Here is an 11,379-nt window from a genome sequence, read left to right as displayed (position 1 = left end):
ATATTACAAATGAACGATTTTGTTTATTTATTGTTATAGACTCGCTTCATTATTTAATGAATCAAAGTGGAGTTTGAAATGAACAGACGTGAGTTTATGACAGGTGTTGTGGCTGGTACAGCAGGTGCCGCACTCGCTGGTTGTAGCACGACAAAAAATAATCTAGCTGCTGCCTCTACGCCTTTAATCTATGACCAATCAAGTAATGAGCCTCATTCTGACAATTTTCATGACTGGGCGAAACGCCCTCCACTTGGTTGGAATTCTTACAACTGTTTTGGTGCCGCTGTCAAAGAAGCAGAAATAAGAGCCAATGCGGATTACATGGCTAAGCACCTGAAAAAATATGGCTGGGAGTACATAGTCGTCGATTACTGTTGGTATTACCCGCACCCACCAGGATCTATTCAAAGTAATCCCCCTCAATTTAGATTAAAAAAAGATGATGCACCTGTGCCATGGTTTGGCATGGATGAATACGGCCGTTTACTGCCCGCTATTGAAAAATTTCCAAGTGCAGCCCGAGGTAATGGCTTTAAAGAATTAGCAGATTATATACATAGCCTAGGGTTAAAATTTGGTATTCATGTAATGCGCGGTGTACCTCGTCAAGCTGTTTGGGCAAAAACGCCAATTAAAGGCGCTCCGGGTATAGATGCCTCTATGATTGCGGATACTAGAGAAGAAATGCAATGCGGCTGGTTAAACAGCATGTATGCCATTGATATGTCAAAGCCTGGCGCACAAGAATACTACGATTCTATTGTTGAGCTATACAACGAATGGAATGTGGATTACATCAAAATGGATGACCTAGACAGTGGTAACCCCAAACGTCCGTATCGTAAAACAGAAGCCGAAGCTATGCGTAACGCAATTGATAACAATGGTAAACCTATTGTTTTGAGTTTATCACTGTTTTTAAAGCATAAAGATCGTGAGCACCTAAAGCAAACAGCCAACCTATGGCGTATTTCATCTGACTTTTGGGATGATTGGGGAAAGCTGAAAAAGCAGTTTGATTGGTGTTTTCAATGGCAAGACGAAGTGGGCACAGGCTATGGCCCAGATGCAGATATGCTGGCATTAGGTTCATTAGCAAAACGCGGCCCGGTAGGCATACCTAGGATAAGCAATTTTAATGAGGCCGAGCAATATACACATATGACACTATGGAGCATATTCAGATCGCCATTAATGATGGGTGGGCATATGCCCGAAAACTCAGAGTTCGTAAAGTCACTCCTGAGCAATAACGAAATTTTATACGTTAATCAGTTTGGACAAAAGCCGAAACAATTTAGCCGTCAAAACGAGCAGATCATCTGGGTTGCTGAAGATTCTCAATCAAGCGCAAAGTTCGTCGCCGTATTTAACCTAGCAGACAATGAGCAAGCTATTTCATTTTCGCCAGCCCAGTTTGCATTCGGCAAAGGCGCCAACATTCGAGATTTATGGCAAAAACGTAATCTAGGTAAGTTTGATTCTTTATTCACGACTAATGTCGCGCCTCACGGTGCTCAAATATTTAAATTATTCGCATAGTAAGCATTATAGGAAACAGAATGAAAAATATTTTTTTGCAGTAAAGTATTCTAGCTTGATCTTAGCAGGTACTTTAATTGGTTGCGGCGGAGGCGGCGGTTCAGATAGCCAACCGGAACCTATTGATAATAGCCCAAATGCGTCTATTTCTGGGCGCTACTTTATAGATGAAAACAACAATAATCAGTTTGATGTAGAATCTGGGCTAGCTTTAGCCGATGTATGGCTATTAAATGCTTCTGACCAAGTCATTCAGCAGACAAAAACAAGTTCAGACGGTACATTTTCTTTTACTCGTCTTGAAGCCGCTAGCTATAAAGTCAGGTTTTCAGCTCCGATTTCTGATCATGCGTTTGTCTCGGCCAATATTGGTAACGACACTATAGATAGTGACGTGGTTACAGCCAATAACAACAATCAAGGTGAAACTGATTTAATCAAGTTATCAAAATCGGAAGTTGTCTCATCTGTCTTTGCTGGAATTTCAGGTAGATACTTTAACGATAACAATAAAAACAACCTAGATGATCAAGAGCCTGGGGTGGCAAACGCCAACATCTGGCTACTCAATGCTAATGGCCAAATCGAAAAACAAACGCAATCGAATAGCCAAGGTGAATATCAATTTGAAAAAATAGCAGCAGGTAGCTATCAAGTTCAATTTGCTGCACCAACCGCAACTAAAGAGTTTGTTACTGCGAATCAAGGCGCGGATGATTCAATTGATAGTGATGTTGAATCAAAAGCGGCTTCGGGCGCAGGCTTAACCGCCATGATAAAGTTAACCGATGACAAAGTATTAATGGATATAGATGCGGGTATTCGTGAGATTGAAATCTCGGGTAAAGCAACTTGTATCGAAACTTACGACTGGCCGACAGCACCTAGTGAAGCATTTCTATCTGACAGGTACTCTGTTAGCTTTAGCCAAAACGGAAAAACAATTCCTGCTCAAGTCATTAAGTCTATCTCTAAAGATATTGAAATAGCGGATTCTTGGGTTTCAGAATTTAAAGCGATAACGCCCGAGGAAATTCGTACATTTAACAGGGCATCTTTTTCTTCTAGTTTCTGTGATCCTATCGACGTAACGGTTACTAAGCTGTGGGGAACAGGCACGCAAGATGTTGAAATAGTCCCATCACCTTATGGTATTACTCCAAACGTTTCAGCTGATGGTATGTCAGTCACTTTCACTATGGATGAACAAAAATATGTCGCCGTTAATTTTAAAACGGATGACAATAAACAAACCAGTGATGGGGTTGTCAGACACGCTTTTATGCTCTTTGCTGATCCTGAAGAAAAAGATATACCAGATATGAATGACGCAGGCGTGCATGTTTATTCTGAAACTTCAACTAAAGCTGAAATGACAGCTGCGGATACTATTTACTTCCCACCTGGCTATCATGATCTCGGTCGTTTATTCAAAGATACCAACCCAGACTTGTCTGATTCTAACGTCTGGAAAACCGAAACAGTAAGTAATATGGGACCTGTTTTATCTGATGGCCAACAAGTCTATTTTGCTGGTGGCGCTTATGTGCATGGGCGTATATACACAAGTGTAAATGATGTAAAAATATTCGGTCGTGGTGTCCTTTCTGGGCGTGATTTTAAATGGGCAAAGAAACTAGATACTAATGGTGGTGTACTAGGCGTAGACTCATACAAGGAAGGCGCTTCACTTATCGGCTTAAGTGGTGATAGAAATATTATTGAAGGCGTTGCAGTTTGTGATTCTGCTGGTCACGGTGTGAATTTAGGTAATGAAAGCACCTACCGACATTTTAAACTGTGGGGTTGGCATGCTAATAACGATGGCGCTCGTCCTTGGGGTAACAAACCAAACATAATAGATAAAAGTTTCTTTAAAGCCGTTGACGACGTTTTCTATAACAAGTCACTTATCGTTACGGATACTGTCATGTGGCAAGGCAGCAATGGCTCTATTGTGACTTTGGGTTGGAATGGTGGTTATGACACTGAAAATTCCGTTTTTATTAATAACTATATTATTTATCCAGAGTGGCGAGGATTAGGCAATAACAATGGTATTGTTATGTCACAAATCGACTTTGATATGTCTGGTACCAATGTCTTAATTCGTAATTTACATATTGACGGTAATATTCCAGCTTTAGTTAATTTGCATAATAACTCTAGTCAGTTAAATAAAGCCGAATTAAAAATTGATAATCAACACGCCAATCGCACGACCGTAGGTAAAGTTCAAGGTGTTCATTTTGAAAATATCACAGTAACTGGTAAGCAGGTTATTTTTGATGGCAGTGGATACCAACAAACACCCAAGGCATCTAAAGGTTTAATTGAAGGCACAATACTAGATAATGGCGATATGTATAAAATATCTGATGTCAGTTTTAACAACGTCACGATCGACGGTAAGTGCTTAGATAATTCAAACCAAGATAGCTATAACAGTGTAGATTCAGCAACAACCGAAAACATTGTTTATCATGGTTGTTCAACACAACTGCATACTATTTCTTTAACTAGTTCTGATAATGGCTCTATTAAACCACTAGAAGGCAGTATGGAAATATTAGAGGGCAAATCGCAAACCTTTACCTTTAAAGCGGATACTGGCTATAAATTATCAGATATCCTAGTAAATGGAGAATCTAAAGGTGCTCTAGCAAACTATACTGTTAGCAATGCTTCTGCTGATGTCAGTATAGAAGCTGTCTTTACTGCAAACTAATTTAAATTTGAGCTAATATCAGAACCGATAAGCTCAGGAGTTCATCCTGAGCTTTTAAGATCTAGATTTCAATTAAGACACTTTTCGTTAGTACTTCGACTCTAACTGGTTGTAGTGCTAAGCCTCTGAAATTGAGCTGTTTAAAGTCTAACAGAACAATAATAGGTAACGAGTGATGAAAGGCTTTTTGCAGCCAATCGTTAATATCATTACGCTTAAAACTAGACTCTGTAATATCCGCATTGATTAATTTTGGCTCTATAATTTGTAGCTTATGTAAGGCTTTATCATAAGCGACTTGGCCATCGACAGTGACTGTGCCTATCATAAAATCAGCACTTTGCTGTATTTTAAAATGTGCGGTCACTTGTAGACGTTTGTTTTCACCTTTTACAGTTACATTCGCGTTCGTCAATTGTATCTCTGCTTGCTCATAATTAAAGGCAAGCGGAAAATAAACCGACATTAAGCTGTTGATTTGAATTTCATTAAGTTCAATAACAAACGAATGGACTGGGTTGCTAGTAAATAAAACAAAACTAGTAAATATAATTCTTAATAATTTCATGTTTATCCCCTATTCAATATCTAACATTTCACCTTCGCTTTGAAACGCATCGTTCAATTGCTCAATGTGTTCCACCACGTCACCAACTTGCTCAAAGTTTGCAACGTGATACATAGCGGAGCCTTCTTGTACCAATGGGATATTTTGCTTACCTATAATAATGCCGCTTCTTGTCGCGACTATAGGCTCGATAAAACTACCATTTGGACTACAAATTTCAGCGAGGACCTCTCCTTTTTTAACGCGCTGCCCTAATTTTTTTAGATCACGAACCATTCCACTGGTACTGGCTCTGACCCAACTGCTTGAGTAAGCAACAAAAGGTTCTATTCTGTCTGTTTTAGACCTTTTTCGAGGTGGTAACATGCCAAGTTGAACCATTACATTCATAATTCCTTTAATTCCAGCTCGAATTGATAACTCATCAAACCGCAAAGCTTGCCCAGCCTCGTATAACAGAATTTTAGTGCCTTCTTCTGCCGCGATTTGACGCAACGAACCATCTCGTAAATCTGAATTAAGTAATACAGGAACGCCAAAAGCGCGAGCTAGCATCTGAGTCTCTTCATCCGCTAAATTAGCTCTAACTTGCGGATAATTACTACGATGAATGGCTCCAGTATGTAAGTCGATTCCATAATCGCACTTGTGTACTATTTCATTTAAAAATAAATGAGCTAAACGTCCTGCTAATGACCCCTTCGCAGACCCAGGAAAGCTACGATTCAAATCTCGCCTATCTGGTAAATATCGACTTTGGTTTAAAAGCCCGTGGACGTTTACAACAGGAACTGCGATAAGTGTTCCTTTGCTTAATTTAAACGATTTTTGTAACAATAAGCGGCGTACGATCTCGATACCATTGAGTTCGTCCCCATGTATAGCTGCACTAATAAATAAAGTCGGTCCAGGCTTACGTGCTCGTATAACTTCCACCGGCATAGTTACATCAATATCTGAATATAAACTAGCCACCGGCAGTTCAAGCTTTACTCGTTGGCCTATTCCTATCTTATGTTCGCCAATTTGCAGGATGTCAGCCATGGTATTAACCCTTACCTTTAGTACGAGTACTCGCTAAATTAGCTTTATTTTCAATAAATTCAAAAATTAAGCCTGCAACATCTTTATCTGTTGCAACCTCAATTCCTTCTAAACCTGGAGATGAGTTTACTTCCATAACCACAGGTCCACGGTTAGATCTCAATAAGTCAACACCGCATACATTTAGGCCCATAGCTTTAGCTGCTGCAACTGCAGTTGCACGTTCATCTCGAGTTAATCTAATCAATTGCGCCGTACCACCACGATGTAAGTTAGAACGGAATTCACCTTCTTGACCTTGGCGTTTCATGGCCGCAACAACCTTATCTCCAACAACAAAGCACCGGATATCAGCGCCATCTGCTTCTTTGATAAATTCTTGGACTAGAATATTAGCTTTTACCCCCATGAATGCTTCAATTATGCTTTCAGCCGTTTTATTGGTTTCAGCTAATACCACCCCGATTCCTTGAGTACCCTCAAGTAATTTAATAACAACTGGGGCACCACCAACGTTCTTAATTAAGTCTTTAATGTTATCAGGGCTATGAGCAAAACCTGTACGAGGCAAACCGATACCTTTACGAGAAAGTAACTGCATTGAGCGTAATTTGTCACGTGAGCGGCTAATCGCAACAGATTCATTGACACTGAAGCTACCCATCATTTCAAATTGGCGTACAACTGAAGTACCATAAAACGTCACAGAGGCGCCTATACGCGGGATAATTGCATCGTATTTTGGCAATGGTTCGCCTTTAAAGCGAACCGCAGGATTGTTACTTGTTATATCCATGTAGCAGTGAAGTGTATCAATAACATCTACTTCGTGGCCCCTTGCTTGTCCGGCTTCAACTAAACGACGAGTAGAATATAACTTAGGGTTACGGGATAAGACTGCAATTTTCATAGAATTCTCTTTATTAATTAAGTTAATACAAACCTAAACGAAGAGAATCTATAAAAAGTCACAAAGTATGTTCGATATTTTAAATTAATTTTTTTGTTCTGAAATCAAATTAAGTTTTTCCAATGCTCGCTTACATCGCATTTTTACGGTACTTAATTTTAAGCCAGTAATATCAGAAATTTGTTGAAACTCTAATTCGCTAATTACTCTAAAAATAATGATAGATCTATCATCTATACTAAGTTGATTTAATAACAATTCAATTGAAGATGAATGCGCCCCATGTTCCGCTATTGGTGATGATTCTATCTCCATAGCTTCATCAATGCTGACTTGATCTAGCTGTTTTTTCCGTAACAAACTCATACATAAGTTATGTGCAATGCGAAATAGCCAAGTCTTGAAATTTGCCCTTTCCTCATAACGTTTTAAATTATTAAACACTTTAAGCATTGTATCATTGGCGCATTCCTCCGCTTCTTCAACCGAGTTTAAGTAGCGGTAGCAGACGTGGTAAACCTGTTTGAAATAACGGTTAAACAGCTCTTCATACGCACTCGTTACATAAGGGAGCTGTAATTGTGCGATCCTGACTAACTCTGCATCATCTAATTTTGATAGATTCAACGAAGCAGCAGGCACACCTCGCCTGTTAAAAGACATCAGTCAATGCTCTATATGATGAATTTAGGCTTGAATTAAGCTAAAGGCTTATATTTATATTGGCCATTAATTAAACTACTATTAGGCACAGATAAACGTTGACCTTTTTTATTTTCTATTATGGTGGTGACATTTGTAATGGCGACTATGTTACCCGTGAAACCATCTATTTCTATTTCATCACCTGGTAATAGCTGCTCACGAGCGTAGATACCGGAAACCATGTTGCTCGCAATATCTTTACTCCCAAAACCGAGTGCTAATGCAATAGCTAACCCTACACAGCCAAGTACAACAGCGAAAACTGTATTTAATAATCCGGTTTCAATTTGCAGCTGGGAGACCGCAAGTGAAAATGTCACAAATAAAATAACGACCTGAGCCAGACGTGCTGCTGTAGTGCTATATTCGACGCCTAAATTATCTAACGTCTTGGTTAATTGGCTTTTGACTGTATTAGCAATGAACAAACCTAATAAGGTAATAATGAGCGCTCCAACCACTTTAGGCACATATAAAATAAATGCATCGAACACATTACTTATTGAATCAAAACCTAAGCTAGATGCTGCAGCAACAAGAATACCTAAAATGATAAAGATATGAATTAAACTGCCACATAATTCTGAAGGAGTTTGTTGAAAACCCACTTTTTGCAATAAATTATTTAAGCCGATGCCCTCACTTACTTTATTAAAGCCGATTCTAGCCAGTAGTTTAGCTAACCATTGAGTTAATAATTTAGAAAGCAACCAGCCAACTAAAACAATTAACAAAGTGGCTAAAATATGAGGTAGGTAATTAACGACCTGTAATAAAAATTGACTAAGTGCCTCAGTAAAAGCAGAAAACCAAGAGGTTACATTCATTTGGTTAGTTCCTTTTTATGGATTGGTTTTGATTGTTTATTGCGATTTATTTTATGGTAATGAGTGTAAGCATTTGAGCCTAAACCAAGTAACAGCACCCAAAACCAACTTACAAATAAGCCTCCAATATCCTTAACATTGTTTATATGTTGCGCACGCTTTATTACATTATTTAAAGAAGGCTGTTTAGGCTCTGGTGGAGCCCCATTTTCTAATAATTTTTTTAAATTTTGTTCTTGTTCATTCATAAAGTGTTCTTCGCAATTACAAACCTGACTATAGAAACGAGGCGATTAGACTTAAAGTCACATAAATAATAAAAAAAATTGTGACTCTTTAGTAGTTAATTACGTTATTAATTCGAAGTTAGTCGTACATAAAAGAATTAAGAGGGTTAAATATGGCAGATGAATTACCTCAATTAATAGAGGAAGTCGTTGCAGCAGAGCAAGCTGAGAATGATTCTGCTTCAACTATTGAAGACTTAATTGCATCACAAGATGTAGAAGAAATAGCATTATTACTAGAATCTTTGCCTCTGGATCAAAGACTAAAAGTTTGGGTTAATGTACCTAATAGAAAAAAATTAGATGTATTAGTTCAAATGCGCGCTGACCCGCGCGAAATATTAATAGCAGAAACAGATGAATCCAATTGGACTCGAATTTTTGAAGATATAGACGCTGAAGATTTGCTTGAATTAGCTGACTCTTTACCTAGAGAATTATTAGAGAACGCCTTATCCGTAATGGATAAACAACAGCGTCAATACTTCCAAAACGCAAATCAATACGAAGACGAACAAATTGGTCACTGGATGTGTCAAGACGTTTTAGTACTGCCAAGTAATGCGAAAGTGCGTGATGGTATGCGTATCGCACGCCGAGAAATAGCAGTGCATACTGACACTATATTTTTAATAAACAGGAATGGGCAATTTTCTGAAGCGGTTAAAATCATTAATTTGCTCAGTTCACCAGAACATATCCCATTGTCAGATATTGCCGAAGAAACCATACCAACCATAGTAGTAACGGCAGATTGTAGCTCATCTGCAACCAACGTCTTAAAATCAGGTTTTGCGGCCTTACCGGTTGTCGACGAACAAGGCAAACTTATGGGTAAAGTAGATGTAACAACTGCAGGTGATCTACTTCAGGAATATTACGAATACCAACTAATGGCAAGTGCGGGTATGGATGAAGATGAAGATTTATTCGCTCCCGTAAAGAAAAGCGCTAAAAATCGAGCTTTATGGCTAGGCATCAACTTATTAACGGCCTTTTTGGCAAGCTGGTTTATCGGCTTATTTGAAGCAACCTTACAAGAAGTTGTTGCGCTAGCTGTGCTCATGCCTGTTGTTGCGAGTATGGGAGGGATTGCAGGTAGCCAAACTTTAACTCTCATTATTAGAGGATTAGCACTAGACCAAGTAAATAGCGCTAACTGTAGAGCCTTGTTGATTAAAGAACTAAGCGTCGGTGCGCTCAACGGGATTGTTTGGGCAATCGTAATAGGCATAGTCGCTTATTTATGGTTTGACTCTAGCTTAATTGGTTTAGTCATCGCTGTTGCTATTTTAATGAATATATTATCAGCAGCTTTGGCTGGTGTAATTATTCCTGTCATTTTAGATAAAGCTAAGCTAGATCCCGCTTTGTCTGGTTCAGTCATTTTAACAACAGTCACAGATATCGTTGGCTTCGTCGCATTTTTAGGCTTAGGCACAATTTTTTTACTTTAATAGTCATTTTTGTTTGTGGAGAACACTTTGGACATATTTAATTCATTAGGCACTGACGCGCTAATTTGGATTGGCATTATTTTTTGTATTTCGCAGTCAGCTATGTTTTCTGGTTTAAACCTAGCATTTTTTTCATTGAGTAGATTACAACTTGAAGTTGAAGCGACTAATGGCGATAAAGCTGCGCAAAAGATTTTAAGACTACGCGAAGATTCTAATTTTTTATTAACCACTATATTATGGGGCAACGTCGGTATAAACGTCTTATTAACGCTATTATCTGATTCAGCGCTAGCAGGATTTGTCGCCTTTGCCTTTTCAACTGGCTTTATTACTATATTTGGTGAAATATTACCCCAAGCTTATTTCTCAAGAAATGCACTGAGAATGGCATCAATTTTATCGCCGGTTTTATTTTTTTATCAAATACTATTATTTCCAGTCGCTAAGCCTTGCGCTCTAATTTTAGACGGTTGGCTAGGTAAAGAGGGTATAGATTATCTTCGTGAGAAAGATTTACGAAGAGTCATTAAAAAACATGTGGAAGCCGACGAAGCTGATGTAGACCATGTTGAAGGTATTGGCGCCCTTAATTTTTTAGCAATTGACGACATCAAAGTATCGCAAGAAGGTGAATTAATTGATCCCGAGTCAATTATTAAACTACCCACAAAAGTAGACTTACCTATTTTTCCAGAAATTACGAGAGATTCTAACGATCCGCTATTAAGGCAAATAAATAAAAGTGGCCGTAATTGGGTTATATTAACAAGTGAAAGTGATGAACCTCATCTTATTTTGGATGCGGATGGTGCCTTAAGAGCGGCTTTATATAATTTAGATGAACCCTTTGATTTATATGATTACTGTCACAGACCACTCGTCATTACAGATCCAAACTTAACCGTAGGTGATGTTATTTGGCACTTAAAAGCAAAAGAGGAACACGATAAACACCATGATGCCGCTATAGAGTTTGATGCGGTGTTAGTTTGGAGTGACAAACCACGAATTATAACTGGTGCCGATATTTTAGGTAGATTGTTAAAAGGTATAACGCCTCAGAACAATTTATCAAATAGTAAAGAGGCTACTGAGATTATTGCTCATACCTAATTTAACCTAAGTTCGAGATAAGAACTTGGTTTCTTGAGAGATTCCTCCTGATTACAGCTTTGAATTCTTACGTAATAGCCAGCTATTAAGTAAGAAAATTCGCTTTTTCTAAGATCAAAAATCTCTCAAGAAGTAAAAATAAAATAAAGATTCAATAAACCAGCCTATACGCCAAATGCGCAACAACACAAT

10 protein-coding genes are annotated in these 11,379 nt (G+C 38.4%); 4 read left to right on the top strand and 6 right to left on the bottom strand.

The features are described from left to right. The first annotated feature begins 78 nt into the window (after positions 1-78). Both XM47_RS13755 and XM47_RS13750 read left to right on the top strand, forming a co-directional pair. Complete coding sequence (locus XM47_RS13755) at positions 79-1,545, top strand: glycoside hydrolase family 27 protein (protein ID WP_048693636.1); 1,467 nt, start codon at positions 79-81, stop codon at positions 1,543-1,545. A gap of 55 nt (positions 1,546-1,600) precedes the next feature. Continuing rightward, positions 1,601-4,273 carry an SdrD B-like domain-containing protein gene (locus XM47_RS13750; RefSeq protein ID WP_048693635.1) on the top strand — a complete coding sequence of 891 codons (2,673 nt, stop codon included), beginning with the start codon at positions 1,601-1,603 and terminating at the stop codon, positions 4,271-4,273. A 61-nt stretch (positions 4,274-4,334) separates the two neighbouring features. Here XM47_RS13750 and XM47_RS13745 read toward each other — a convergent pair whose 3' ends face one another. From XM47_RS13745 to XM47_RS13720, 6 genes are all read right to left on the bottom strand, one after another. Continuing rightward, a complete protein-coding gene (locus tag XM47_RS13745) occupies positions 4,335-4,841 on the bottom strand; it encodes a DUF1439 domain-containing protein (RefSeq protein WP_048693633.1) in 507 nt (168 codons plus the stop codon). A gap of 9 nt (positions 4,842-4,850) precedes the next feature. Further along, a complete protein-coding gene (locus XM47_RS13740; protein ID WP_048693632.1) occupies positions 4,851-5,885 on the bottom strand; it encodes a succinylglutamate desuccinylase/aspartoacylase family protein in 1,035 nt (344 codons plus the stop codon). A 4-nt stretch (positions 5,886-5,889) separates the two neighbouring features. Next, positions 5,890-6,795, bottom strand: coding sequence for a 30S ribosomal protein S6--L-glutamate ligase (gene rimK / locus XM47_RS13735; RefSeq protein ID WP_048693630.1), 906 nt, complete (start codon positions 6,793-6,795; stop codon positions 5,890-5,892). A gap of 84 nt (positions 6,796-6,879) precedes the next feature. Then, the gene (locus tag XM47_RS13730; RefSeq protein ID WP_048693628.1) at positions 6,880-7,458 is read right to left on the bottom strand and encodes a sigma-70 family RNA polymerase sigma factor; all 579 of its coding nucleotides are present in this window, start codon (positions 7,456-7,458) and stop codon (positions 6,880-6,882) included. A gap of 35 nt (positions 7,459-7,493) precedes the next feature. Further along, positions 7,494-8,327, bottom strand: a complete 834-nt coding sequence (locus tag XM47_RS13725) for a mechanosensitive ion channel family protein (protein WP_048693626.1) — start codon at positions 8,325-8,327, stop codon at positions 7,494-7,496. After that, positions 8,324-8,575 (bottom strand): hypothetical protein, encoded by a 252-nt coding sequence (locus tag XM47_RS13720; protein ID WP_048693624.1) that lies wholly within the window; start codon positions 8,573-8,575, stop codon positions 8,324-8,326. The genes XM47_RS13725 and XM47_RS13720 overlap by 4 nt, the downstream gene beginning before the upstream one ends. A gap of 152 nt (positions 8,576-8,727) precedes the next feature. Here XM47_RS13720 and XM47_RS13715 point away from each other — a divergent pair, with 152 nt between their 5' ends. Together XM47_RS13715 and XM47_RS13710 are read left to right on the top strand one after the other, a co-directional pair. Then, positions 8,728-10,071, top strand: a complete 1,344-nt coding sequence (locus XM47_RS13715) for a magnesium transporter (RefSeq protein ID WP_048693622.1) — start codon at positions 8,728-8,730, stop codon at positions 10,069-10,071. Between the two features lie 27 nt (positions 10,072-10,098). Next, complete coding sequence (locus XM47_RS13710) at positions 10,099-11,187, top strand: DUF21 domain-containing protein (protein WP_281175816.1); 1,089 nt, start codon at positions 10,099-10,101, stop codon at positions 11,185-11,187. Positions 11,188-11,379 lie beyond the last annotated feature (192 nt).

This window comes from Catenovulum maritimum, assembly GCF_001050375.1.
In the GTDB taxonomy this organism is placed as follows: domain Bacteria; phylum Pseudomonadota; class Gammaproteobacteria; order Enterobacterales; family Alteromonadaceae; genus Catenovulum; species Catenovulum maritimum.
The sequence above is the reverse complement of the archived record's forward strand: the minus strand, read 5'-3'. Positions and strand labels throughout refer to the sequence as shown.

What these genes read in the sequence shown, in the direction of transcription:
- XM47_RS13715 (WP_048693622.1), top strand. Translation starts at nt 8,728, where the DNA reads ATGGCAGATGAATTACCTCAATTAATAGAGGAAGTCGTTGCAGCAGAG.
- XM47_RS13755 (WP_048693636.1), top strand. Translation starts at nt 79, where the DNA reads ATGAACAGACGTGAGTTTATGACAGGTGTTGTGGCTGGTACAGCAGGT.
- XM47_RS13740 (WP_048693632.1), bottom strand. Translation starts at nt 5,885, where the DNA reads ATGGCTGACATCCTGCAAATTGGCGAACATAAGATAGGAATAGGCCAA.
- XM47_RS13745 (WP_048693633.1), bottom strand. Translation starts at nt 4,841, where the DNA reads ATGAAATTATTAAGAATTATATTTACTAGTTTTGTTTTATTTACTAGC.
- XM47_RS13720 (WP_048693624.1), bottom strand. Translation starts at nt 8,575, where the DNA reads ATGAATGAACAAGAACAAAATTTAAAAAAATTATTAGAAAATGGGGCT.
- XM47_RS13730 (WP_048693628.1), bottom strand. Translation starts at nt 7,458, where the DNA reads ATGTCTTTTAACAGGCGAGGTGTGCCTGCTGCTTCGTTGAATCTATCA.
- rimK (WP_048693630.1), bottom strand. Translation starts at nt 6,795, where the DNA reads ATGAAAATTGCAGTCTTATCCCGTAACCCTAAGTTATATTCTACTCGT.
- XM47_RS13725 (WP_048693626.1), bottom strand. Translation starts at nt 8,327, where the DNA reads ATGAATGTAACCTCTTGGTTTTCTGCTTTTACTGAGGCACTTAGTCAA.